Source organism: Lysobacter luteus (assembly GCF_907164845.1).
Classification (GTDB): Bacteria; Pseudomonadota; Gammaproteobacteria; order Xanthomonadales; family Xanthomonadaceae; genus Novilysobacter; species Novilysobacter luteus.
Window position 1 is genome coordinate 2,000,975 of the sequence record NZ_OU015430.1, and the last position, 25,117, is coordinate 2,026,091.

Consider the following 25,117-nt stretch of genomic DNA (forward strand, 5'->3'; position numbering starts at 1 on the left):
ATCCGTCACACCCCCATATGCAACACCCCAATCACCGGAGGATCAGAACTTGGCCGAAATCATCGTAGTCACGTCGGGCAAGGGCGGCGTCGGCAAGACCACGACCAGTGCCTCCCTTGCCTGTGGCCTCGCGCGCCGTGGCCACAAGGTGGCCGTCATCGACTTCGACGTCGGCCTGCGCAACCTCGACCTGATCATGGGTTGCGAGCGACGCGTGGTGTACGACTTCGTCAACGTGGTCAACGGCGAGTCCACGCTCAAGCAGTCGCTCATCAAGGACAAGCGGTTCGAGAACCTCTACGTCCTTGCCGCGTCGCAGACGCGCGACAAGGACGCGCTGACCAAGGAAGGCGTGCAGAAGGTCCTGGAGGACCTGGCCGCCGACGGTTTCGACTACATCGTGGCCGACTCCCCGGCCGGCATCGAGAAGGGCGCCTTCCTGGCGATGTACTTCGCCGACCAGGCCGTCGTGGTGGTCAACCCGGAAGTCTCCTCGGTGCGCGACTCCGACCGCATCCTCGGCCTGCTGGCGAGCAAGACCCGCCGCGCCGAGAACGGCGAGCGCGTGAAGGAGCACCTGCTGCTGACCCGCTACAGCCCCAAGCGCGTGGAATCGGGCGAGATGCTCAGCGTCGGCGACGTCGAGGAAATCCTCGGCCTCAAGACGATCGGCGTGATCCCCGAGTCCAGTGACGTCCTGCACGCCTCCAACAAGGGCGAGCCGGTGATCCTCGATGCCGACTCCGACGCCGCACAGGCGTACGACGACGCCGTTGCCCGCCTGCTCGGCGACACCCGCCCGATGCGGTTTGTCCTTCCCGAGAAGAAGGGCTTCTTCAGCAAGATGTTCGGAGGTTAGGTCATGGGCATGTTCGACTTCCTGCTGGCCAAGAAGCAGACCGCGTCCGTCGCCAAGGACCGCCTGCGGATCATCGTCGCGCACGAGCGCGCGACGCGTGGCGGCCCCGACTACCTGCCGATGCTGCAGCGCGAGCTGCTCGAGGTCATCCGCAAGTACGTCAGCGTCGATGCCGAGGCGGTCAAGGTCGACCTGATGGGCGATGGCGACAACAAGGTGCTGGATATCTCCGTCGCCCTGCCCGAGGCGGGCGACACCCGCGCCGTCGCCAACGGCTGAAATCGCCGGGGCGCGGCACGCGCCCCGGTCGCTCGATGCTCACCCTCGCCGACATCGGCTTCGCCGCCCCGACCGCGTTGCTGGCCCGCTATGGCCTGGCGCTGGTCCGGGTGGCCGATGGCGCGCCGATCCCGGGCAGCTACTGGGGCGAATGCGAGGCCGGCATCATCGCTACCGATGTGTACGCCCGCGACGACACGCCGGTGCACTCGATGCTCCACGAGGCCTGCCACCTCATCGTGCTGCCGCCGGAGCGCCGCACCGCGGTGCACACCGACGCCACCGACTCGATCGAGGAGGAGGACGCGGTCTGCGTGCTGCAGGCGCTGCTCGGCGACGAACTGCCGGCCGTCGGCCGCGAACGCGTGCTCGCCGACATGGACGCGTGGGGCTATACGTTCCGGCTCGGGTCGGCCAAGGCCTATTTCGAGCACGACGCCGGCACCGCCTGGGTCTGGCTCGCGGCCCGGGGCCTGGCCGACGCCCAGCGGCGTTGCGCGCTGCTGCCTGCCCCGCCGATGGAAACCGCGGTCGCCTGACCCGCGTCGCGCAGGCCGGGTGTGCCCTTCCGGCCCTCGCTTGCGCCTTCACCGGGCGCCCTCTAGCCTTCGGAGGTTCGGCGCGACACGCGCCCGCCATGAGGGAGAGACCCGATGAAACCCGTTCGCGCCTTGCTTGCGCTCAGCATCACCGCGGCCGTCGTCGGCCTCGCCGCCTGCGACCGGGCGCCCACCCCGGGCACCGACCGCGGCGCCACGCCCGCCGCCGCCACCGCGCCGGAGGACGAGACCGCCGACCAGTTCATCGCCCGGGTCAACGCCGAGCTCAAGGCGATGTACCCGCAGATGACCGCGGCGCAGTGGCTGTCGTCCACCTACATCATCGATGACAGCAAGCTGCTGGCCGCCGCGGCCAACGAGCGCTACCTGTCGCAGCTCAACAGCTGGATCGAGCAGGCCAAGCGGTTCGAGGGCCAGGAAATGTCGCCGCAGACCGCGCGGTCGATCCAGCTGCTCAAGCTGGGCACCTCGATGCCCGCGCCGACCGACCCGGCCAAGCTGGCCGAGCTGACCCGCATCGCCGCCGACATGGAAGGCATGTACGGCGCCGGCGAATACTGCACAGGCGAAGGCGAGGCGCGCAATTGCCGCCAGCTGGGCGCACTGGAAGACGTGCTGCGCAACAGCCGCGACTATGACGAGCAGCTGGAAGCCTGGCGCGGCTGGCACACCATCTCCAAGCCGATGCGCGACGACTACACCCGCTTCGTGGAGCTGGTGAACCTCGGCGCCGACGAGATGGGCTTCGCCGACGCCGGCGAGATGTGGCGCTCGGGCTACGACATGAGCCCGGTCGAGATCGCCGCCGAGACCGACCGCCTGTGGACCCAGGTCAAGCCGCTGTACGAGGACCTGCACTGCTACACCCGCACCCGTCTGGCCGCCGAGTACGGCGAGGACAAGGCGCAGGTAGCCGGTGGCATGCTGCCCGCGCACCTGCTGGGCAACATGTGGCAGCAGGACTGGGGCAACCTCTGGGACATCGTCGTCCCGTACGAGAACGCCGGCAAGCTCGACATCACCAGTGCGCTGGAGTCCCGCTACCAGCAGATCCATGCGCAGAAGCTGGCCCAGCACACCGGCGACCGCAGCCCGTCGAGCCTGGCCAACATCGAGCACGAGGCGCAGGAAGCCGCCGCCCGCCAGATGACCAAGCGCGCCGAGGACTTCTACACCTCGCTTGGCCTGCAGAAGCTGCCCGAGAGCTACTGGGAGAACACCCAGTTCATCAAGCCGCGCGACCGCGACGTGGTCTGCCACGCCAGCGCGTGGGACATGAACATGGAAGGCGACGTGCGCACCAAGATGTGCATCAAGCCCAACGAGGAAGACTTCACCACCATCTACCACGAGCTCGGCCACCTGTATTACGACCTGGCCTACAACAAGCAGCCGCCGCTGTTCCAGGCCGGCGCGCATGACGGCTTCCACGAGGCGATCGGCGACACCATCGTGCTGGCCATGACGCCGAAGTACCTGGAGTCGATCGGCCTGGTGGACGCCCAGCAGCAGAGCGAGCAGGCACTGATCAACGCGCAGATGCGCATGGCGCTGGCCAAGGTGTCGTTCCTGCCGTTCGGCCTGATGATCGACCGCTGGCGCTGGGGCGTGTTCGACGGCTCGATCGCCCCGGACCAGTACAACGCGGCGTGGTGGGACCTGAAGGCCAAGTACCAGGGCGTCGCCCCGGTCGAAGCGCGCGGCGAGGAGTTCTTCGATGCGGGTGCCAAGTACCACGTGCCGGGCAACACCCCGTACACGCGCTACTTCCTGGCCCACGTGCTGCAGTTCCAGTTCTACAAGTCGCTGTGCGACGCCGCCGGTTACACCGGGCCGCTGCACGAGTGCAGCTTCTACGGCAACAAGGCCGCCGGCGCCAAGCTGCAGGCGATGCTCGACAAGGGCGCCAGCCAGCCGTGGCAGTCCACGCTGGAGGAGCTCACCGGCGGCGGCAAGATGGACGCCAGCGCCGTGCTGGAGTACTTCGCACCGTTGCAGGATTGGCTGAAGCAGCAGAACGAAGGCCAGACCTGCGGCTGGCAGGCCAGCGCCGACGCATCGCCAGCGAAGCCGGCGGCCGCGCCGGCCGCTGATGCCAACACCAAGCCGAAGGCGGACGCGGCTGCCGACGCTGATGCCGCTGCCAAGCCGAAGGCCGACGCCAACGCCGACACCGACACCGACGCGGACAAGGCGAAGACCGAAGCCAAGCCAGCCGGCGAGGCTGAGCGCGGCTGACCCTGCGGGTTCGCAACGCGACAGCATCGAAAGGCCGGCAGATTGCCGGCCTTTCTCTTGGTGCCCGCCGGCAATTTGCCGGCCTTTCCCGTGGTGCCAGCGCGCATCACGCACGGGTCATTGCGACGGTGTTACCCAATGCCCTCCCGTCGACCCGTCATCGTTCGCCATGCCCCGCATCGGTTACCACGCCTCGCATGAGCAGTTCCCACCCGACGCCCTGCTCGACCTCGTCATCCGCGCAAAGCAGGCCGGTTTTGGCGCGGCGATGTGCTCCGACCATTTCCACCCGTGGACCCGCGCCCAGGGCCACAGCGGCCATGCGTGGACGTGGCTGGGCAGCGCGATGCAGGCGACCGGGCTGGAGACCGGCGTGGTCAACTGCCCGACCGGCCGCTATCACCCTGCGGTGATCGCTCAGGCCGCGGCCACGCTGGCGTGCATGCACCCGGGACGGTTCTGGCTGGCCGTCGGCAGTGGCGAAGCGCTCAACGAGACGATCACCGGCGAGCCCTGGCCGGACAAGGACGAGCGCAACCGGCGGCTGCACGAGGCGGTCGGAATCATCCGCGCGCTCTGGTCGGGCGAGACGGTCACCCGGCACGGTGCGCTGCCGGTCGAACACGCGCGGCTCTACAGCCTGCCTGCCTCTCCTCCGCCGCTGTTCGCCGCCGCGCTGACGCCGGAGACCGCGCGTTGGGCCGGCGCCTGGGCCGACGGCCTGATCACGGTATCGACGGAGCGGTCACGCATGCAGGCGGTGGTCGATGCATTCCGCGAAGGCGGTGGCGCAGGCAAGCCGCTGCACCTGCAGGTGAAACTCTCGTTCGCCACCTCCGACGGGGAGGCGATGGCCGGCGCGATGGAGCAGTGGCGCGCCAACGTGCTCGAAGGCGACCAGAACCAGGAGCTGCGCACGCCGGCCGAGTTCGAGGCCGCCGCCCGTGATGTGGACGAGGCGGCGATGCGTGCGGCGGTGCGCATCTCCGCCGACCCCGTGCGGCATCGCGCCTGGCTGGAGGAGGACCTCGCCATGGGGTTCGACGGGCTCTACCTGCACAACGTCAACCGCCAGCAGGAGCGCTTCGTCGACGTGTTCGGCGACAAGGTGCTGCCCGGACTGGGGTAACCGGGCGCGGCGCGTCCCGCGCTACTCGCGTTGCTTGCGGCGCATCCAGCGGTAGCCGTACGGGCCGAGCGCGATCCGTGGCGGTTTGCCTTCCGGCGTCGGGTAGTCGCGGTCGCGCAGCACGTCGACCAGCTCCAGCAGGTCGTCCTCGCGCAGGGCGAACTCCACCGGCTCGCCACCCAGGTTGATCAGGGCGACCACCACCGAGCCGCCCTCCTCGTCGTCGTAGCGCACACCGAACACCGGCCGGCATTCGAACCGCGCCAGCCGGTACGGGCACCCCATCTCGCGGATGCCCAGCCGGCAGCCGACCATCGCGATCGTGCGCCCCAGCAGGGAGTCCGGTTGCGGCATTTCCGCCTCGACGTTGCGCGCCGGGTAGCCGAATGCGCCTTCACTGATCGGCGGGGCGACCAATTCGCCGGCGTCCGCGCTGGAGAACCCACCGTTGCGGGTGTCGCTCCACTGCATCGGGGTGCGCACCGAGCGGCGTTCGGGCAGTGACAGGTCATCACCCATCCCGATCTCCTCGCCGTAGCGCAGGATCGGCACGCCCGGCAGCGACAGCATCAGCGCATGCGCCATGGCGATCCGCGCATCGTCGCCGCCGAGCATCGGCGCCAGCCGGCGACGGATGCCGCGGCCGTAGATGCGCATGTCCTCGTCTGGCGCAAACGCGGCCATGACCTCCTCGCGCTCCTGCGGCGACAACTGCTCCAGGTCGAGCTCGTCGTGGTTGCGCAACCACACGCCGAAGCGGCTGTGCGGCGGCGGCGGCTTGCGCTCGGTCAACGCGCGGGCCAGCGGCTCGCCCTCCCCCCGCGCCAGCGCCAGGAACAGATGGTTGTTGACCCAGAAGTCCAGCAGCAGGTTGAGCCGCTGGCCGTTGCCGAAATACTCGTCGTACTTCGACACCGGCACGTCGGTCTCGCCCATCAGCACCGCGTCGGGGTTGCGGCGCGCGATCACGTCGCGCATGTCGTCGAGGATCCACAGCCCGTCCTTGCGCGGGTCGGCGGCGCGCGCCACCTCAACCATGTGCGGCACGGCGTCGACCCGGAACCCGGCGATCCCCAACCGCAGCCAGTACGCCATGATCCGCGCGATCTCGGCGCGCACCGCCGGGTTGGCGACGTTGAGGTCGGGCTGGTGCGAATAGAACACGTGGCGGTAGTACTGCCCGGCCTGCTCGTCCCAGGTCCAGATGCTGTCCTCGATGCCGGGGAAGATCGGCTCCACCCCCTCCACTTCGACCGGTTCGTCCGACCACAGGAACCAGTCGCGGTATGGCGAATCGCGGTGGCTGCGCGCGTGCTGGAACCACGGGTGGTCGACCGAGGTGTGCTGGACCACCAGTTCGATGAGCACGCGCAACTGCAGCTCTTCGGCGCGCTCCATCAGGTGGATGAAATCGGCGATGTCACCGAACCGCGGATCGACCGACAGGTGGTCGCTGACGTCGTAGCCCGCGTCGCGGAACGGCGACTTGTAGAAGGGCAGCAGCCAGATGCAGTTCGCACCCAGCGCGCGCAGGTGGTCGAGCCGATCGGCGACGCCCCGCAGGTCGCCGCGCCCGTCGCCGTTGGAATCGCGGAAGAGCGACGGGTCGATCTGGTAGATGACGGCGTTGCGGTGCCAGTCCTCGTGCATGCGGGCCTCCGGTGGTCGCAGGCCCACGATGAGGCCGCGCCCGCCGTCATCCCGCCGTGATCGACACCGGCTTCAGCAAAATGTCACGCCCGGATTACGCGGTGCCGTGTACCAATACCGCAGCCCCCCGGCCCCCCACACCCTATGTCGACACCGCTTGAACTCGCCTCACCTCCCCCCGTTACCACGCAGCCGCAGGCCCTCCCCGCGGCGCCCGGCGCGACGGACCTTCGCGGCCGGACGCTGGCCATGGCCGTCGCACCTGGCGTCGATGCCGGCCAGGTCGAGGCGTTGCTGACGGGCATGCGCCGCCGCGGTGCCCACGTCGAACTGGTCGCGCCGACCCTCGGCGCGATCGAGACCCCGCGCGGTTCGACCCTGATGCCGGACCGCACCTTCAACGCGTGCTCGCCGCTGGATTACGACGCCGTGGTGGTGCCCGACGGCGACCTCCATCTATTGCGCGACGACGGTGCGGCGATTGCGTTCGCCGCCCGCGCCTACCTGCACGGCGTGCCGATCGGCCTGGTTGGCGCCGGCGCCGAGCTGTTGCAGGGGATTGCCGCGTCGCCGCAGGACGGCGGGCGCGATGGCCGCGGCGGTATCGTCCGTGACACCCGCGCCTGCGCGGGCTTCGTCGAAGCCCTGGCATGCGGAATCGCGGCCACCTCGCCGATCACCGACCCGCCGGTCGACCACCGCATCGCCAGCTGACTAGAGCGAATCAGGCACCCGCGGCGTCGCGCTGCGGCCACGTCCATTGCCGTTGGCCGACACCACCGCTTCCCACCGCCAGAAGGCCCAGCCCGCCGCCGTGAACAGGCCGGCCGCCACGGCCAGCCACAGGCCGTTGCCACTGAGCCACGGCGACACCACACCGGCGATCAACGCATTGCTGACCAGCGCGGTGAACGCCTGCAACGACGACGCCGAGCCGCGCTGGCGTGGGTACATGTCCAGCACCGCGAGGGTCAGTATCGGGAACACCAGCGCGATGCCGAACGCATTGAGCGTCATCGGCACGACCGCCCAGGGCAGTTGCAGCACGTCGGTCGACAGGTTGTAGGCGACGTTGAACACCGCCGCCACCGCCGACACCGCAAAGCCGATGCCGACCAGCCGCGCGCCGCTGATCCGGCCCGCCGCGCGTCCGGAGACCCAGGCGCCGAGCACCATGCCGCCGATGGTCGGGACGAAGAACCAGCCGAACTGTCTCTCGTCCATCCGCAGCAGGTCGAGCACGAACGCGGGCGCCGAGGCGATGTACAGGAACAGCGCGCCGAAGTTGAACGCCGCCGCCGCGGCCAGCCGCTGGAACCGGGTGTTGAGCAGGATCGAGACGTAGTCGCGCACCAGTCGCCGCGGGCGCAGTTCAAGCCGCGCCTCCGGCGGGTGCGTCTCGGGCAGCAGCCGCCAGGTCGCCAGCAGCAGCAGCACCGAAAAACCCACCAGGAACCAGAAGATCGCCGGCCAGCGGCTCCACCCCAGGATCCAGCCGCCGATGATCGGCGCGATGGCCGGTGCGATGCCGAAGATCATCGACACCTGGCTCATCAGCCGCTGCGCGTCGTCGCCATCGAGTACGTCGCGGATGACCGCGCGTCCGACGATCAGGCCGACGCCGGCCGACAGTCCCTGCAGCGCGCGGAACACCAGCAGCGTGGTGAGATCGGTCGACAGCGCGCAGCCCACCGACGCCAGGGTGAACACGGCCAGCCCGGCGATGATGACGCGGCGCCGCCCGAACGCGTCCGACAGTGGCCCATGCACCACGCTCGTCACTGCGTAGGCGATCAGGTACACGCTGATGGTCTGCTGCAGCGCCAGCTTGTCGGCGCCCAGCTGCCCACCCAGCTGGGGGAACGCCGGGAAGATCGTGTCGATCGAGAACGGGCCGAACATCGCCAGCCCCGCCAGCAGCAGGGCCAGCCGGCGCAAAGAGATGGTCGAGGCGGGAGGAAGGTTGGCGGCGGCCATTACACAGGCATCGTGGGGGTCCGGCAGGATAGCAACCACGGCGTCGCGGCATCTTTGCACTGCAAGGCCGGGAGCCCGCACCCTTCACCGTGCCCGGACGGCGCCCCCGTTAACGTCGAGCAACCTGCCCGTCCACCCCATCCACGCCGCAATGAGCCAACCCCCGCAAGCCGCCCCTTCCGTCAGCACGGGTATCAAGGGCCTCGACCACATCCTCGGCGGCGGGTTCACCCCCAACCGCCTGTACCTGCTCGAGGGCGAACCGGGCTCGGGCAAGACCACGATGGGCCTGCAGTTCCTGCTGGCCGGCGTGCAGGCGGGCGAGACCGTCCTCTACGTCACGCTGTCGGAGACCCGCGACGAGCTGCTCGAGACGGCCGCCTCGCACGGCTGGTCGCTGGACGGGATCCACATCCACGAGCTGCTGCCGATGGGCGACCAGCTCGACCCGGAATCGCAGTACACGATGTTCCACCCCTCCGAGGTGGAGTTGGGCGAAACCACCGGCCGCATGCTGCAGGAAGTAGAGCGCCTGCAGCCCACCCGCGTGGTGTTCGATTCGCTGGCCGAGATCCGCCTGATGGCCGGCACCATGCTGCGCTTCCGTCGCCAGGTGCTGGCGCTCAAGCAGTACTTTGCCGGGCGCCATACCACCGTGCTGTTGCTGGACGATGCCAACGGGGTCGAGCAGGGCGCACCGGTCCACACCATCGTCCATGGCGCGGTGATGCTGAGCCAGATGCGCCCCGACTACGGTGGCGACCGGCGCCGGCTGCGCATCGGCAAGCTGCGTGGCCGCCCCTTCATTGGCGGCTACCACGACTACGAGATCCGGACCGGTGGGGTGGAACTGTTCCCGCGGCTGGTCGCCTCGCACATCCAGCGCGCCGGCAAGGTCGAGCAGATCACCTCCAACCTGGCCGAGCTCGATGCGCTGCTGGGTGGCGGGCTGGACCGCGGCACCAGCGTGTTGCTGATGGGCGCGGCTGGCGTTGGCAAGTCCTCGCTCGCCACCCATTTCGTCATGGCCGCGGCCGAGCGCGGCGAGCGCTCCGCGCTGTTCCTGTTCGACGAGAGCGTGCGCACCCTGATGACCCGTTCACACGGTATGGGGTTCCCCCTGCAGCAGCAGGTCGACGAGGGACGGGTATCGGTCGAGTCGGTCGACCCCGGCGAGATCTCCCCCGGCGAGTTCATCCAGCGCATCCGCAACGAGGTAGAGAATCACGGCGCGCGGCTGGTGATGATCGACAGCCTCAGTGGTTACTTCAATGCCATGTCCGGCGAGAAGTTCGTGCTCATCCAGCTGCACGAGCTGCTCGCCTACCTGGCGAAGATGGGCGTGGTGACGTTGCTGATCAACGCCCAGAAGGGCCTGATCGGCCGGATGAGCAGCGATATCGATGTCAGCTACCTCGCCGACACCGTCATCCTGCTGCGTTACTTCGAGGCCGAGGGCCAGGTGCGCCAGGCGTTGTCGGTTCTCAAGAAACGCACCGGCGCGCACGAGCGCACCATCCGCGAGCTCACCTTGACCGCCAAGGGTGTGCGCGTCGGCGAGCCGCTGCGCGACTTCGCCGGGGTCCTCACCGGGGTGCCCCACCCGGTGGGAGCCGGCCGGCCCGGTAACAGACGAACCGGCCAGGAGCGGCCGTGAGCACCACTGGCAGCGAGGGGACCGAGCAGCGCGTTCTGCTGCTGCTGGCCACTGCGCGCGACAACGCACTGACCCGGGACCTGCTCCACCGCCACAACATCCAGTCACACACCTGCGCGTCGGCGCCGGCCTTGATCGCCGAGCTGTCGCGCGGCTGCGCGGCGGTGCTGGTGTGCGAGGAGACCATGACCCCGCCGGGCGCGCTCGGCCAGCTGGCCCAGGCGGTGGAGAACCAGCCCAACTGGTCCGACCTGCCGGTACTGATGTTCACCGGCGGCGCGCCCGATTCCACCGTGGTGGGCGACGCGGTGGCCATGCTGCACAACGTCACCCTGCTGGAGCGCCCGCTGCGTGCGGCCGCCCTGTTGAGCGCGGTGCGCAGCGCCCTGCGGGCACGTGGACGCCAGTACGAGATCCGTGGCCACCTGGCAGTGACCGAACGCGCCCGCGCGGCGGAGGTCGAGGCCATGCAGCGCAAGGACGAGTTCCTGGCGATGCTGGCCCATGAACTGCGCAACCCGCTGGCACCGATCAACAACGCCCTGCACCTGCTGGCGATGGACGACTCCGACCCGGCCCGGCGCACCCAGTTGCGGGAGATGATGTCGCGCCAGGTACACCATATGGTGCGGCTGGTGGACGACCTGCTGGAGGCCTCCCGACTGTCGCGCGGGATGATCACCCTGCACACCGGGACAATCGACCTGTGTGAGGCGCTCGCGGCGGCGGCGGAGCTGGCCCGCCCGCAGATCGAGGCCGGCCGCTGCCGGCTGGTACTGGACCTGCCGGACCACCCGTTGCCCGTCGAGGCCGATGCGGTGCGCATTGCCCAGGTCTTCGGCAACCTGCTCAACAACGCCGCCAAGTACGGATGCAACGGGGGCCACGTCGAGGTGGCGGCACGCGCGCGGGGCGACGCGGTCATCGTCACCGTGAGCGACGACGGCCAGGGCATCACCGAGGACGTCCTGCCGCGGGTGTTCGAGCTGTTCACCCAGGGCGAACAGGGCTACGACGGCGCGCGCGAGGGACTCGGGATCGGCCTGGCTCTGGTCCGCAGCCTGGTGGAATTGCACGGCGGCACCGTGGACGCCCACAGCGACGGTCCGGGCACCGGTGCCCGGTTCACCGTCACCCTGCCACTGGCACGCGACCAGCCGGTGCAGGCCGTGCCGCCCACCCGGCGCACCGGCGCCTCCGCGGACGCGCGCGGCGACCTGCGGGTGCTGGTGGTGGACGACAACCTGGACGCCGCCGCCTCGCTGGGGCTGCTGGTCGAGTCGCTCGGGCTGCGCCCCCGCATCGCCCACGATGGCCGGCAGGCACTGGTCGAGGCCCGCGCGTTCCATCCACAACTGGTGTTGCTGGACATCGGGATGCCTGGCATGGACGGCTACGAAGTGGCCCGTCGGCTGTTGGCCGACAGCGATGGCACGCCGCCGGTACTGGCGGCCGTGACTGGATGGAACCAGCCGCGGGACCTCCGGCGCGCGCTCGAAGCCGGCTTCAGCCACCACTTCGCCAAGCCGGCCGACGTGGAGGCGATCGCCGACCTGATCCAGTCGCTGCGCCCCGCCCCGGGGCACGTCGCCGGGCAGGGGCAACCGGCCGATCCGCGGCCGGCCCTGGCGCAGCGATAGGGCGCGCGGCAACGCCGCGCCCGGCTAGACCCCGTCGCCGGCGCGCTCCACCCGGTAGTCGATCGGCTTGTATCGGAAGTTGTTGGACTGCCCGGCCGAGCAGGACGTCATCGCCACCACCAGCGGCATTTCCGCCCGCAGGCGCAGGTGCGCGCCGGGCTTGCTCAGCGGCGGCAGCACGCGGATCTCACCGCTGTCGCCGTCCACCGCCACGTGCATGAAGATGTTGAACGCGATCGGCACCCGGTCGCGGGTGATGCCCCACGGCGCCAGCGCCATCGCCAGGTTGCCCTCGCAGCCCGGGCGGCCCTGCTCCTCGCCGTAGAGCTTCTCGAACATCTCCTTCGAGCACGGCGTCAGGGTGAAGTCGTGCCGGCCGCAGGTGTCCTCCAGCAGGGTGAACATCGGCCGGCTGCGGTTGGAATACAGCACGTCGCCGGTGGTCAGGAACAACCGCGACGCGTAGTCGATGGACCGCCCCGACGACAGGTACTCGGCCATGTCCTCGCGGTTGAAGGCCACCAGGTCGCTGACCTGCTCACCTTCCGGGTCGATCACCACCAGCTCGTCGCCCGGCGCCAGCTCCACCGCCTTGGCCGAGCACGGCGGGATGCGCATCACCTGCCCGCTCATGCGGCGCCCTCCGGGCCCGTGGCGCGGAACGGGCAACGCCAGCCGGCGTCGACCGCGCGGCCGCTGTACTGGCGCGCCTCGCTGGCCTGGCCGTAGTCCGACAGGTTGGGGTTGATGGATCCCTGCAAGGCAACATCCCGTGCACGCGTGGCCTGCTGCATCTTGGCAAAGCGGCCGTCCTCGCGCAGCCGGTTGAACTGGCGGTGCGAGTTGAACACCAGCACCGGCGCCTCGAACCGCCGCGCGATGCGCGACGCGCCCGGGTGCAGCCCGATGACGAAGAACGGATGCCCCGCCAGGCTCATGCTGAAGCGCGGGCTGTCCGGGTCGCGCTCCACGTCGGCCGCCCACGTGTTGCCACGGGCCAGGTCCAGCTCGTGCAGGCGCTGCAACTGGTTCCACAGCTGGCGCTCGAACGCCGCTTCGTCCATTGAGCGAGGGCCGCGGAACAGCGCCACCAGCGAGTCGACCGAACGGTCATCCGCGTCGCGCTCGTCCAGCATTGCGACAAAGCCGGCCAGCGCATCCAGCAGCGGGCCGTCGTTGGATACGTCCCCCAGCGGGGCGAACTCGCGCGTGTGCAGGCCACCGCGCGCCAGCGCCAGCTTGGAGCCGACGCAGGGGAAGTCGTCGGAAGCGATGAAGTCACGGAAGCGGGAGTCGAGCGTGCCGGACGGTGAGGGCGCCTTGCGTGCGGCGGGACGCGGGGCAAAGGCGGTATCGAAATCGTACGCGTGCGGCATCGGGGCTCCGGTATGGGGGGCTTGCAGGGGGTCAGCACACGCTAGCCAGCGGCGAGCGCAGGCACCGTGCAGGCAAGGCGACGAGGGCGTGAAGCGTTCAGCCTCGTCCGACGGCTAACGTGGCCGGATCCCGGGAATACAAGCAGGCACCGCGCATGGGCTTACTGGTAGACGGCAACTGGCAGGACAAGTGGTACGACACCGACAGCACCGGCGGGCGGTTCGAGCGCTCCGCCGCGCAGTTCCGCAACTGGGTGACCGCCGACGGCAGCGCGGGCCCCGACGGCCGCGACGGCTTCAAGGCCGAACCCGGCCGCTACCACCTGTATGTGTCCTACGCCTGCCCCTGGGCACACCGCACCCTGGTGATGCGCGCCTGGAAGGGGCTGGAGGAGCACATCGACGTTTCCGTGGTGCACCCGCTGATGCTGGAGCACGGCTGGGAGCTGCGCAGCGACTTCGACGGCGCCACCGGCGACCGCCTCCATGGGTTCGACAGGCTGTACAAGCTCTACCTCAAGGCCGACCCGCGCTACAGCGGCCGCGTCACCGTGCCCACCTTGTGGGACACCCAGCGCGAAACCATCGTCAGCAACGAGTCCGCCGACATCATCCGCATGTTCAACCGCGCCTTCGACGGCGTGGGCGCACGGCCGGGCAACTACTGCCCCGACGACTTGCGCGACGAGATCGACGCCATCAACGCCACCGTCTACGACAACGTCAACAACGGCGTGTACAAGGCCGGCTTCGCCACCACGCAGGACGCCTACGACGACGCCGTCACCGCCCTGTTCGACACCCTTGAATCCCTTGAGCGGCGGCTGGGCGAACACCGCTACCTGATCGGCAACACCCTCACCGAGGCCGACCTGCGCCTGTGGACCACCCTGCTCCGGTTCGATGCGGTGTACACCACCCACTTCAAGTGCGACCGCAAGCGCATCGCCGACTACCCCAACCTCACCGGCCTGTTGCGCGACATTTACCAGATGCCCGGCGTGGCCGACACGGTGCACATGGACCACATCCGCCACCATTACTTCCGCAGCCACCCGACCATCAACCCGCACGGGATCGTGTCGATCGGACCGGTGTTCGACCTGGATGCGCCGCACGGTCGGGACGGACTCGGCGCGCGGGAGGTCCGCGGCGCCAAGTGACCGCGCCGCAGGGACGGGCTGCTAACGACTCCCGCATACTCGGCGCGCGCGGCGGGGAGCCGCGCCCACCCCGGGGACCGGGTGCCCTCCTGCCGGACGAACGACATGACCCGCCACCTGCTTGCCCTGGCGTTGCCCACCCTGCTGCTTGCAAGCTGCGCAGCCGCCGAGGCTCCACCGCAGCCCCAGCCGACCATCGAAGCGGACGGTGCGCTGTCGATACCCGACGGCTACCAGCCCGGCGCACCGATCGACCCGGCCCGCGTCGACTGCGAGCAGTACCTGCAGATGAACCCGCCGGACGTGCGAAACGAAGCGCAGCGCCTTTGCGCGAGCAGCGCCCCCGGCGAGCGCGACCGCAACCCGTACTGCCAGATCGAAGCGATCACGGCGGCCTGCACGCGCCCGGCGCCCGACGCCGGCCCGGCCTTGAGCCCCGCGCAGGCGGTGCCGCAGGCGCAGGCGGCGGGACCCAAGGGCGTGACCGCCACGTTCGAAATGCCCGTCGCCTCGGTCGAGCTGTACGCGACCGCGCCGCGGCTGCACTCGGAGGCCGACCACGAGAACGGCAAGGCACTGAGCGTGCATGTGTCGGAAGCCGCCCACCAGGCGCTGGCCGCACGCCTGGGCGCCGACTACACCAGGACCCTGCAGGGCAAGCGCATCCGCGTGACCGGAACCGCGCAGCGCTTCCACGTCGCGTCGTTTACCGCGGGCGAGGACAACAAGGCCTTTGAGCGGACGGTGATCGAGCTGCGAGACGCGGCAGACCTCGTAGTGCTCTGAGGGTCGGTGTCAGCAGCCGGGTCGATCAGCCGCCTGCCAGCCCACCGCCCATCCGGCCCGGCAGCGCGCCGTCATCCTCTACCGCGTTCGGGTCTTCCAGATCGCCGACCTCGCGGTCCATGCCCGCCTTCTGTGCGGGCTCGGCCGGCGGTGCGCCGGGGACCGGGTCCTGACGGTTGCCGGTGCGTTCCGGCGTGGCGGGGATGCTGGGGTCTCGTTCGTGCTGGTCGCCCATTGAGGTGTCCTCGATGAGTAGGGTGTCCAGCGTAGGTACTAACCGGTGAAAGTCACGGCACTGGCTGCACAGTGCCCTCCCTCGGCTGCGCAGCGCTTGATACAGCTGGCCCATCTGGCACGCACGAGTGACAAGTCAGAGGGATCTGCCGGGAGACGCTGTCGGTGCTTGCGCCGAACCCGCAGCAAGCGCGTCCACGACCGCATCGTGCCGCGTCCGCGAGCGGGCTGGTTTAGGATGGCCCGGCCTGCCGCCAGACCACACCACCGCATGAGCGACGCCCTCCAGGCCCTTCGGAAGACCCTTCGGGAGTTCGCCCGCGAGCGCGACTGGGAGCAGTTCCACACGCCCAAGAACCTCGCGACCGCATTGTCGGTGGAAGCGGCCGAGCTGCTGGAGCACTTCCAGTGGCTGACGGACGAGCAGAGCCGCACGCTGGACGACGCCAAACGCACCGCCGTGGGCGAGGAAATCGCCGACGTGCTGCTGTACCTGCTGCAGCTGGCCGACAAGCTGGACATCGACCCCGTGCAGGCCGCCCAGCGCAAGGTGCGCCTCAACGCGGAGAAGTACCCGGCGGACCGCGCGCGCGGCCGCATCGACAAGTACACCAAGCTGTAGTCCACGCGTCCGGGGGGAGCCGCCGTTGATCGTCTACCAGGCAAGCAAGTCCAGGTTCGTAGAGGACGTCGGCAACCGCGGCATCGAGTACGACATCGCCAAGCAGTACCTGCACAAGACCGGCCGCTATGCGCCCGAGGCCGAAGTCCGCGCCTGGCGAGAATCGCTGCAGGCCATGGCCACGGTGCTGGACGACGACACCATCCCCACCGACACGGGCGTGGGCGTGGAGTTCGGCATCCCGCAGACCTCCAAGCGCATCGACTTCCTGTTGTCGGGTCGCAACGGCGACGGCACGCCGCACGTGATCATCGTCGAGCTCAAGCAGTGGTCGACATCCACCCGCACCGACAAGGACGGCATTGTCATCGCCCGCCGAGGTGGCGCGCACGAGCGCGAGGGCGCACACCCGTCCTACCAGGCGTGGTCGTACGCCGCGCTGCTCGAAGGGTTCAACGAGGCCGTCTACAAAGACGGCGTGGCGCTTCGCCCGTGCGCGTACCTGCACAACCACGTCGACGACGGCGGCATCAACCACGCGCATTACCAGCCGTACCTGGACAAGGCCCCGCTGTTCCTCCGGGGCGAAGCCGAGCGCGAGCGGCTGCGCGCCTTCATCCGCCAGCACCTGTGCAAGGGCGACGACGGCGACCAGCTCTACAAGATCGAGAACGGCCGCATCAAGCCGTCCAAGATGCTGGCCGACAGCCTGGTGAAGATGCTCAAGGGCAACCGCGAGTTCGTGCTCGTCGATGACCAGAAGGTCGTCTATGAGACCGCCCTCGCGCTGGCCCGGGGTGCCAGCGCCGAGCGCAAGCAGGTGCTGATCGTCCGCGGCGGTCCCGGCACCGGCAAGTCGGTGGTGGCGATCAACCTGCTGGTCGAACTCAGCCGGCACGGCTTGCTGACCAAGTACGTCTCCAAGAATGCCGCCCCGCGCGAGGTCTACAAGCAGCGCTTGGGCGGCAGCTTCAAGCGGGTGGAGATTTCCAGCCTGTTCGGCGGCTCCGGCGCGTTTGTCGATACGCCGGCCAACAGCTTCGACGTGCTGGTGGTGGACGAGGCGCACCGCCTCAACCGCTTCTCCGGCCTGTACGGCAACCTTGGCGAGAACCAGGTCAAGGAGCTGATCAACAGTGCGAAGTGCACCGTGCTGTTCACCGACGACGACCAGATGGTGACCCTCAGCGACATCGGCCACACCGGCGAGCTGCGCCACTGGGCCAACGCGCTGGGCGCGGATGTCACCGAGATCGAGCTGTCATCGCAGTTCCGCTGCAACGGCTCGGACGGGTATCTGGCCTGGCTGGACCACACGCTGGGCATTCGCGAGACCGCCAACACCCGGCTGGACCCGGACGACTTCGACTTCCGCGTGGTCGACAGCCCCACCGAACTGCACCGGCTGATCGCCGAGAAGAACAAGACCAACAACAAGTCGCGCGTGGTCGCCGGCTACTGCTGGGACTGGAAGAGCAAGCGCAACCCGGATGCCTACGACATCGTCATCCCCGAACACGGCTACCGGCGCCAGTGGAACCTCGGCACCGACGGCAGCCTGTGGATCGTCGCGCCCAACTCCATCGAAGAGGTCGGCTGCATCCACACCTGCCAGGGGCTGGAACTGGACTACGTCGGCGTGATCATCGGCCCGGACCTCATCGCCCGTGACGGCGAACTACGGACCGACCCGGCCGGCCGTTCGAAGATGGACCGCTCGATTCGCGGCTACAAGACGATGATGAAAGCCGACCCGGACGGCACGCTGGAGCGCGTGGACCGGATCATCCGAAACACTTACCGGACGTTGATGACCCGGGGGATGAAGGGTTGTTATGTGTACTGCACGGATGAGGAGACACGGGTGCACCTAGGAGAGGCGCTCCAGAACGAGTGACCGCTTCCGGCCAGAAGCGGACAGCTGTGACAAGAGCCCTGAGCCGAGCCGCGGTGGAATTGTGTAACCCGAGGCCCCACAGGTACCCTGCTTGGCCATGGTTCGCTTGCGCCTCTGTCGATGTCTGCCACTCTTGCGCGTTCTCGTGCTGGGGCTGTTTGCGTTGGGGCTAGTGCTGCAACCGGTGATGGCAGCCGTCGGCGAGATGCACGAGCTCGCGCACGACCCCTCCGGCGCGCATGGTCACGACTTGCACGCCGACGAACTGGACGCGGAGCTGGCCGCGTCCGGTGAGCAGGACCAAGGCGGAGCAAAGACGCTGCACGTGCTACTGCACTTTGCGCACTGCTGCGGTGCAGCCGCAGCCCTTTTGCCGGTGTTTGAACCGATTGCCTCCATTTCGGCGCCCATCCGGTTGGCGATTGCCAAGGCTCCAGTGCCACCCCCAGCGCACCTGCCGAGCCGGTTCAAGCCTCCGATCTTCGTGTGACTGCCCCGTCGGCGTAACGCCGACACCTGTCATTTCGACCAATCGGAGCACCCCTCATGCGTTTGCGATCAGCGGCATTGGCTGCGTTCGTCGTCGTGTGTGCAGTGGCTTTTCCCACGCACGCCGCCGCCCCCCTGACCTTGGATGACGCCTTTCAGCGCGTCGCCGAAACCCACCCCGACCTGCGCCTGTTCGGTGCCCGCCACGAGGTGCTGGCAGCCGAGCTCGACCGCGAGTCCCTGCGCCCGGCGCTGGTCGCTGGAGCCGAGGTCGAGAACGTGCTCGGCACCGGTGCAGCCAGCGGCCTCGATGGGGCGGAGATCACGCTGAGCCTCGCCTCCGTGCTGGAGCGTGGCGGCAAGCTCGATGCCCGCCGCACGCTTGCGCAGAGTCGCATCGACGCGCTGGCCATGGGGCGGGAGGCCCAGCGGCTGGATCTCCTGGCCGAGGTGGGCCGCCGCTACCTGGCAGTCGTCGCGGCGCAGCGGCTAGGTGCGATTGCACGGCTGGGCATCGAGCAGCGCGAGAGCACTGTCGCGGCGGCACTTCGACGCCACGTAGCCGGTGCGTCGCCCGAATCGGTCGTGCTGACGGCACAAGCTGCGCTCGCCCGCGCCGAACTGGATCTCGCCCGTGCGGAGCAGCGGGGAGCCGCTGCGCGCCAGCACCTTGCGGCACTCTGGGGTGAACGGGAGCCGACGTTCGAAATTGCCGGGGGCGATCCGCTGGCACTGCCGGAGATCGCAGATTTTGCGGTACTCGCCAACTGGCTGCAGCGCACCCCCGAACTCGCGCAGTTCGTCGGCGAAGCGCGCATTCGAGAAGCTCGACTGCAGCTCGCCCGCAGCGAGGCTACTCCGGACCTGGACTGGCAGGTCGGCGTTCGGCGGATGGCAGACGGCGATGACTTCGGCCTCGTCGGCAGCATCGCCATCCCATTGGGGGCAGACGCGCGTGCGCAGCCCGGCATCCGCGTCGCGCGCGCGGAGTTGGCCGCGCTGGAGATCGAACGCGAGGCCAAAGGGCTATCGCTCTACTCCACGCTCGCCGAAGCGCATGGCCGCTTCCGAGTCGCCCGTCTGGAGGCGCAGCGGCTGGGTGATGACGTACTCCCGCGCCTGATCAAGGCCGAAGCCGCGGCAGCCACAGCCTACCGCGCGGGTGCCGCCAGCCATCTGGAGTGGGCCAGCTTGCAAGCGGAAGGCACGGCCGCCCGGCGGCAGCAGCTGGAGTCGGCTTTGGAAGCCCAACGCGCCCTAATCGAGATCCAGCGGCTGACCGGACAGGCATTCGTCGCCGGCAAGCCCCTGCAAGAAGAACCAGGAGCCACCCCATGAGGTCCACCCACCTGATCACCGTGCTGGCGCTGGCCTTGAGCCTGGCGGCTTGCGGGGGAGAGTCGACCCAGCCTGCGGCTGGATCGCATGCGGATGAAGGCGCCGGCCACGGTGCGGAAGCCGAGGAGCACGGCGACGAGGAAGCGAGCGAGGTCGCCAGCACCGTGATCCCCACGGGTATCGCGGAGAAGTCCGGCATCGAGACGCAGCCCGCCGGCCCCGGCGTGATTGCCGACGAACACGAGGTGCAAGGTCTGCTGACTCCTGTCGAAGGCCGTGTCGCCCAGGTCACCGCCCGCTTCCCCGGCCCGGTCCGTTCGCTCCGCGCCAACGTCGGCGATCACGTGCGCGCCGGCCAGACGCTGGCGACGATCGAGAGCAACCTGAGCCTGAGCACCTACGGCGTGGCCGCCCCCATCTCCGGGGTCGTCACCGCGCGCAACGCCTCGGTAGGCGGCCCGGCCGGCGAAGGCACGCCGCTGTTCGAGATCGCCGACCTGTCGCAACTCTGGGTCGACCTGCACATCTTCGGCGCCGACGCCCAACACATCCAGCCGGGCGTGCCGGTGGCGGTCACCCGGATGAGCGACGGCAAGACAATGCACACCACGCTCGAACGGGTCCTCCCGGGCATGGCAACGGCCAGCCAGAGCACCGTCGCCCGCGCCACCATCGACAACGCCGACGGGCAGTGGCGTCCGGGCACGGCGGTCAAGGCACGGATCACGGTCGCGCAGCAGCCCGTCGAACTGCTGGTGCCGCTGTCGGCGCTGCAGACCATGGACGGCGAAGACGTCGTGTTCGTGCGTGAGGGCGAAACCTACCGCGCACAGCCGGTCGAGTTGGGCGCGCGCGATGCCAGCCAGGTGCAGGTCCTTTCGGGACTAAGCAAGGGCGACGAAGTCGTGGTCGAGGAGAGCTACCTGATCAAGGCGGACATCGGCAAGGAGGGTGCGTCGCATGACCACTGACGCCGCTGTCCGCGAGGCCGGCGTGCTGGAAAGGATCGTCCGCTTCTCAATCCGGCACCGCTGGATGATGCTGGTGCTGACGCTGGGACTGATCGGCGTGGGCATCTGGAGCTTCACGAGGCTCCCGATCGACGCCACGCCCGACATCACCAACGTCCAGGTGCAGATCAACACCGAGGCACCGGGTTACTCGCCACTGGAGTCGGAACAGCGGGTCACCTATCCGATCGAGACAGCGCTGGCGGGCCTGCCCCGGCTCGACTACACCCGCTCGCTGTCGCGCTATGGGTTGTCGCAGGTCACGGTCGTGTTCGAGGACGGTACCGACCTGTACTTCGCCAGGCAGCAGGTGGCCGAGCGCCTGCAGCAGATCCGCTCGCAGATTCCGGAAGGACTGGAGCCGCAGATGGGCCCGATCTCGACGGGCCTGGGCGAGATCTTCATGTATACGGTCGACGCGGCACCCGGCGCGCGAAAACAGGACGGCACGGCATGGTCGGCCACCGACCTGCGTACCCTGCAGGAATGGGTGATCCGGCCGCAGATGCGCAACACGCCCGGAGTGACCGAGGTGAACACGCTGGGCGGCTTCGAACGGCAGATCCACATCACGCCAGATCCTTCCAAGTTGGTTGCGCTCGGCTTCACCTTGCAGGACGTCGTCGACGCGGTGGCTGCCAACAACCAGAACATGGGTGCCGGCTACATTGAGCGCAACGGCCAGCAATACCTGGTGCGCGTGCCCGGCCAGGTCGGCGGAATCGAGGAGATCCGGAACATCGTGCTCGACCGGCGCGACGGATTGCCGATCCGGGTCGGAGACGTGGCCCAAGTGGGCGAAGGTCCGGAGCTGCGCACCGGCGCGGCGACCCAGAACGGCGAGGAGGTCGTACTGGGCACCGTGGCGATGCTGGTGGGCGCCAATAGCCGCGAAGTTGCGCAAGCCGCGGCGGCCAAGCTGGAGGACGCCAATGCAAGCCTGCCGGAAGGCGTCGAAGCGACAGCCGTGTACGACCGCACCGAACTGGTCGAGCGCACGATGGAGACCATCTCGAAGAACCTGATCGAGGGCGCACTGTTGGTGATCGTGGTGCTGTTCCTGCTGCTCGGGAACTTCCGCGCCGCGCTCATCACCGCAGCGGTCATTCCGCTGGCGATGCTGTTCACTATCACGGGCATGGTCCGCGGCGGCGTCTCGGGCAACCTGATGAGTCTGGGTGCGCTGGATTTCGGCCTGATCGTCGATGGCGCCGTCATCATCATCGAGAACTGCCTTCGCCGCTTCGGCGAAATGCAGCATCGGCTGGGCCGCACCCTCACCGAAGAAGAGCGCACGGACCTGACTGCCGACGCCACGGTCGAAGTGATCCGGCCCAGCCTCTTCGGCCTGTTCATCATCGCCGCGGTATACCTGCCGATCTTCGCGCTGACCGGGATCGAGGGGAAGATGTTCCACCCGATGGCGATCACCGTCGTGCTGGCATTGACTGGCGCGATGATCCTGTCGCTGACCTTCGTCCCCGCCTCGATCGCGGTGTTCCTGAGCGGCCGCGTCGAGGAGAAGGAGAACCGGGTCATGCAGTGGGCCAGGCGACGCTACGCGCCGTTGCTCGCGTGGTCGCTGCGGCGCCGCACCTGGGTGCTCGGCGGAGCCTTCGTGCTGGTCGTCCTGTCGGGGCTGCTCGCGACGCGCTTGGGAAGCGAGTTCATTCCCAGCCTGGACGAGGGCGATATCGCGATGCACGCGATCCGCATCCCCGGCACCGGCATCGAACAGTCAGTGAAGATGCAGACCGCCGTGGAGGAACGGGTAATGCAGATCCCAGAAGTCGAGCTCGTCTTCAGCAAGATCGGCACCGCCGAGGTCGCCACCGACCCGATGCCCCCAAATGTCGCCGACACCATGCTGATGATGAAGCCACGCGACGAGTGGCCGGGCCCGCGAAAGCCCAAGGAGGTGCTGATCGCCGAGATCCAAGAGGCTGTTTCGATGCTCCCCGGCAACAACTACGAGTTCACCCAGCCCATCGAGATGCGCTTCAACGAGCTGATATCGGGGGTGCGCGCGGACGTGGCGGTCAAGGTATTCGGCGATGATCTGGACACGCTGGTCGAGGTCGCCGAGCAAATCGAGTCGGCGGCGCGGGAAGTCGAGGGCGCAGCGGACGTCAAGACCGAGCAGGCGACGGGGTTGCCACTGCTGACGGTGGTGCCCGACCGCGAAGCGCTGGCCCGCTTCGGCCTGAACCCGAGCGTGGTGCAGCAGACCGTGGCGACGGCAGTCGGCGGGCAGGTCGCCAGCCAGTTGTTCGAGGGCGACCGCCGTTTCGAGATCGTGGTGCGGTTGCCGGAGCAGATGCGTACCGATCCCGCGGCGCTCCATGACTTGCCCATCCCCTTGGCGGGCAACGTCAACGCCGACCGCTCCAGCCTTGATCCCTCCTGGTCGAACGATGCCCCGCAGACCATTCCGCTGCGCGAGGTTGCGACGATCGAGAAGATCCTCGGACCAAACCAGATCAACCGCGAGAATGGAAAGCGGCGGGTGGTGGTCACCGCGAATGTCCGCGATCGCGACTTGGGAAGCTTCGTTGCCGAGCTGCAGCAACGCGTCGAGCAGCAGGTCGACATCCCGGAGGGCTACTGGATCGACTACGGCGGCACGTTCGAGCAACTGATCTCGGCCAGCCGGCGGCTTGCCGTGGTGGTGCCGTTCACGCTGGTCCTCATCTTCGGCCTGCTGTTCATGGCCTTCGGCTCGGCCAAGGATGCAGCGATCGTATTCAGCGGTGTGCCGCTGGCGCTGACCGGCGGCGTGGTCGCACTGGCGCTGCGCGGGATACCGTTGTCGATCACCGCGGGCGTGGGCTTCATCGCGCTGTCGGGCGTGGCCGTGCTCAACGGTCTGGTCATGATCGCCTTCATCCGCAAACTGCGCGAACAGGGCGACCCGCTGGAAAACGCCATCGTCGACGGCGCGCTGGGCCGCCTCCGCCCCGTCCTCATGACCGCACTGGTGGCGTCGCTGGGCTTCCTTCCAATGGCTTTCAACGTCGGCACCGGTTCGGAGGTACAGCGGCCGCTGGCCACCGTGGTGATCGGCGGGATCGTGTCCTCGACGCTACTCACGTTACTAGTGCTGCCCGCGCTCTATCGCTGGCTGCATCGCGACACTGGGTCCGATCCGAAGAACGCTGGAGAACTGGCCAATGGGTGATTCATGCTGCGGCGGCACCGTCGACATCCGTGCGCTGGAGGCGCGACAGCGGCGCGTGCTGATGATCGTGCTGGCGATCAATCTCGCCACGTTCGTGATGATGTTGGCGGCGGCGATCTACAGTGGATCCTCGTCGCTGCTGTCCGGCAGCCTCGACAACCTTGGCGATGCGCTCACCTACCTGCTGAGCCTCGCCGTAATCGGCGCCAGCATGCGTGCCAAGGCCAAAGTGGCGCTGATCAAGGGGCTGCTCATCTTCGGCGCCGCGGTCGCCGTCGCCGTGCAGATCGGCTGGCGTCTAGCGCACCCGGAAGTGCCGATCTTCGAAGCCATTGGCATCGCCGCCCTGCTCAACCTGGCTTTCAACGGCATCTGCCTGTGGCTGCTGACCCCGTACCGCCATGGCGATGTGAACCTGGCCTCGGCATGGGAGTGCTCGCGAAACGACGTGTACGAGGGCTTTGCGGTCCTGCTTGCTGCGGCTGGCGTGTGGCTGTTCGAGGCCGGCTGGCCCGATCTAGTGATCGCCGGGGCGCTGTTGCTGATGTTCCTGCGGTCGTCGTGGCGGGTGCTACGCAACGCGTGGTCAGAACTGCGCGTGAGCGGCGGGAGATGATTCCCGTACTCAAGGTCGCGGCCCTCTTCGTCATCGCCGCACTCGCGGAGATCGTCGGCTGTTGGCTGGTCTTGCTCTGGCCGCACCGCCTGGCTCCTCGTTCCAGCGGCGATCAGCCTCGCGGCATTCGCCTGGCTACTGACGTTGCACCCGGTGGCTTCCGGCAGGATTTACGCCGCATACGGCGGCATCTACCTCGCGACGGCACTTGTTTGGCTGGTGCTCGTCGACGACGGCCGACTCAACCGCATCGATCTGATCGGTGGCGGTTTGATTCTCCTTGGAGCACTGGTGATGGTCGTCGGGCATTGGCGTACCTGATCGGCGATGGATCGATGCCCGTAGACGCGTCCGGAGAGTTCTAGTCATTCTCACGTTGGCTGTACCGCCGACTGGCTAGTCTTCTCTGCCTCTGTCGC

The 25,117-nt window shown here is 68.5% G+C and carries 22 protein-coding genes and 1 pseudogene; 18 read left to right on the forward strand and 5 right to left on the reverse strand.

Features of this window, described 5'->3' with window-relative positions; genetic code table 11:
* Positions 1–49: 49 nt before the first annotated feature.
* The 5 genes from minD (at position 50) to KOD61_RS09405 (ending at position 5,065) form a co-directional block, all read left to right on the forward strand.
* Positions 50–859 (forward strand): septum site-determining protein MinD, encoded by an 810-nt coding sequence (gene minD / locus KOD61_RS09385; RefSeq protein WP_215218431.1) that lies wholly within the window; start codon positions 50–52, stop codon positions 857–859.
* Between the two features lie 3 nt (positions 860–862).
* The gene (gene minE, locus KOD61_RS09390; RefSeq protein WP_215218432.1) at positions 863–1,138 is read left to right on the forward strand and encodes a cell division topological specificity factor MinE; all 276 of its coding nucleotides are present in this window, start codon (positions 863–865) and stop codon (positions 1,136–1,138) included.
* A gap of 35 nt (positions 1,139–1,173) precedes the next feature.
* Entirely contained in the window at positions 1,174–1,677 is a 504-nt protein-coding gene (locus KOD61_RS09395; RefSeq protein WP_215218433.1) for a hypothetical protein, read from the forward strand.
* 114 nt (positions 1,678–1,791) lie between these two features.
* Complete coding sequence (locus tag KOD61_RS09400) at positions 1,792–3,936, forward strand: M2 family metallopeptidase (RefSeq protein ID WP_215218434.1); 2,145 nt, start codon at positions 1,792–1,794, stop codon at positions 3,934–3,936.
* A 169-nt stretch (positions 3,937–4,105) separates the two neighbouring features.
* Positions 4,106–5,065: a TIGR03885 family FMN-dependent LLM class oxidoreductase gene (locus KOD61_RS09405; protein WP_215218435.1), complete on the forward strand. Its 960-nt coding sequence runs from the start codon at positions 4,106–4,108 to the stop codon at positions 5,063–5,065.
* 21 nt (positions 5,066–5,086) lie between these two features.
* On the opposite strand, the gene KOD61_RS09410 is transcribed toward KOD61_RS09405, so the two are convergent.
* A complete protein-coding gene (locus KOD61_RS09410; RefSeq protein ID WP_215218436.1) occupies positions 5,087–6,715 on the reverse strand; it encodes an alpha-amylase family protein in 1,629 nt (542 codons plus the stop codon).
* Between the two features lie 249 nt (positions 6,716–6,964).
* Here KOD61_RS09410 and KOD61_RS09415 point away from each other — a divergent pair, with 249 nt between their 5' ends.
* Positions 6,965–7,429 carry a DJ-1/PfpI family protein gene (locus KOD61_RS09415; RefSeq protein WP_215218437.1) on the forward strand — a complete coding sequence of 155 codons (465 nt, stop codon included), beginning with the start codon at positions 6,965–6,967 and terminating at the stop codon, positions 7,427–7,429.
* Here KOD61_RS09415 and KOD61_RS09420 read toward each other — a convergent pair whose 3' ends face one another.
* A complete protein-coding gene (locus KOD61_RS09420; protein WP_215218438.1) occupies positions 7,430–8,692 on the reverse strand; it encodes a multidrug effflux MFS transporter in 1,263 nt (420 codons plus the stop codon).
* Between the two features lie 151 nt (positions 8,693–8,843).
* On the opposite strand from KOD61_RS09420, the gene KOD61_RS09425 reads away from it, so the two are divergent.
* Together KOD61_RS09425 and KOD61_RS09430 are read left to right on the forward strand one after the other, a co-directional pair.
* Entirely contained in the window at positions 8,844–10,349 is a 1,506-nt protein-coding gene (locus KOD61_RS09425) for an ATPase domain-containing protein (protein ID WP_215218439.1), read from the forward strand.
* Complete coding sequence (locus tag KOD61_RS09430; RefSeq protein ID WP_215218440.1) at positions 10,346–11,989, forward strand: ATP-binding protein; 1,644 nt, start codon at positions 10,346–10,348, stop codon at positions 11,987–11,989. The genes KOD61_RS09425 and KOD61_RS09430 overlap by 4 nt, the downstream gene beginning before the upstream one ends.
* A 24-nt stretch (positions 11,990–12,013) precedes the next feature.
* Here KOD61_RS09430 and KOD61_RS09435 read toward each other — a convergent pair whose 3' ends face one another.
* Both KOD61_RS09435 and gntA read right to left on the reverse strand, forming a co-directional pair.
* A complete protein-coding gene (locus KOD61_RS09435; protein ID WP_215218441.1) occupies positions 12,014–12,622 on the reverse strand; it encodes a DUF1989 domain-containing protein in 609 nt (202 codons plus the stop codon).
* Positions 12,619–13,365, reverse strand: a complete 747-nt coding sequence (gene gntA, locus KOD61_RS09440; RefSeq protein WP_215218442.1) for a guanitoxin biosynthesis heme-dependent pre-guanitoxin N-hydroxylase GntA — start codon at positions 13,363–13,365, stop codon at positions 12,619–12,621. The genes KOD61_RS09435 and gntA overlap by 4 nt, the downstream gene beginning before the upstream one ends.
* 155 nt (positions 13,366–13,520) lie before the next feature.
* Between gntA and KOD61_RS09445 the strand changes: the two genes are divergently transcribed.
* Together KOD61_RS09445 and KOD61_RS09450 are read left to right on the forward strand one after the other, a co-directional pair.
* Entirely contained in the window at positions 13,521–14,528 is a 1,008-nt protein-coding gene (locus tag KOD61_RS09445; RefSeq protein ID WP_215218443.1) for a glutathione S-transferase family protein, read from the forward strand.
* A 105-nt stretch (positions 14,529–14,633) separates the two neighbouring features.
* Complete coding sequence (locus KOD61_RS09450; protein ID WP_215218444.1) at positions 14,634–15,314, forward strand: hypothetical protein; 681 nt, start codon at positions 14,634–14,636, stop codon at positions 15,312–15,314.
* Between the two features lie 25 nt (positions 15,315–15,339).
* Here the strand turns inward: KOD61_RS09450 and KOD61_RS09455 are convergent, their stop codons facing one another.
* The gene (locus tag KOD61_RS09455; RefSeq protein ID WP_215218445.1) at positions 15,340–15,549 is read right to left on the reverse strand and encodes a hypothetical protein; all 210 of its coding nucleotides are present in this window, start codon (positions 15,547–15,549) and stop codon (positions 15,340–15,342) included.
* A 270-nt stretch (positions 15,550–15,819) separates the two neighbouring features.
* On the opposite strand from KOD61_RS09455, the gene KOD61_RS09460 reads away from it, so the two are divergent.
* From KOD61_RS09460 to KOD61_RS09495, 8 genes and pseudogenes are all read left to right on the forward strand, one after another.
* Entirely contained in the window at positions 15,820–16,170 is a 351-nt protein-coding gene (locus KOD61_RS09460; RefSeq protein ID WP_215218446.1) for a nucleotide pyrophosphohydrolase, read from the forward strand.
* Between the two features lie 25 nt (positions 16,171–16,195).
* Positions 16,196–18,067, forward strand: coding sequence for a DUF2075 domain-containing protein (locus tag KOD61_RS09465; protein ID WP_215218447.1), 1,872 nt, complete (start codon positions 16,196–16,198; stop codon positions 18,065–18,067).
* 91 nt (positions 18,068–18,158) lie between these two features.
* Positions 18,159–18,557: a hypothetical protein gene (locus KOD61_RS09470; protein ID WP_215218448.1), complete on the forward strand. Its 399-nt coding sequence runs from the start codon at positions 18,159–18,161 to the stop codon at positions 18,555–18,557.
* A 56-nt stretch (positions 18,558–18,613) separates the two neighbouring features.
* The gene (locus KOD61_RS09475) at positions 18,614–19,894 is read left to right on the forward strand and encodes a TolC family protein (RefSeq protein ID WP_215218449.1); all 1,281 of its coding nucleotides are present in this window, start codon (positions 18,614–18,616) and stop codon (positions 19,892–19,894) included.
* Positions 19,891–20,865 carry an efflux RND transporter periplasmic adaptor subunit gene (locus KOD61_RS09480; RefSeq protein WP_215218450.1) on the forward strand — a complete coding sequence of 325 codons (975 nt, stop codon included), beginning with the start codon at positions 19,891–19,893 and terminating at the stop codon, positions 20,863–20,865. Before KOD61_RS09475 ends, KOD61_RS09480 begins: the two co-directional genes overlap by 4 nt.
* A 22-nt stretch (positions 20,866–20,887) precedes the next feature.
* On the forward strand, positions 20,888–24,082 hold the full coding sequence (locus tag KOD61_RS09485) for an efflux RND transporter permease subunit (RefSeq protein WP_215220361.1): 3,195 nt from the start codon (positions 20,888–20,890) through the stop codon (positions 24,080–24,082).
* Positions 24,075–24,698, forward strand: coding sequence for a cation transporter (locus KOD61_RS09490; protein ID WP_215218451.1), 624 nt, complete (start codon positions 24,075–24,077; stop codon positions 24,696–24,698). Before KOD61_RS09485 ends, KOD61_RS09490 begins: the two co-directional genes overlap by 8 nt.
* Positions 24,695–25,019 (forward strand): annotated as a pseudogene (locus KOD61_RS09495) (YnfA family protein). The gene KOD61_RS09490 and the pseudogene KOD61_RS09495 overlap by 4 nt, the downstream one beginning before the upstream one ends.
* Positions 25,020–25,117: the final 98 nt, after the last annotated feature.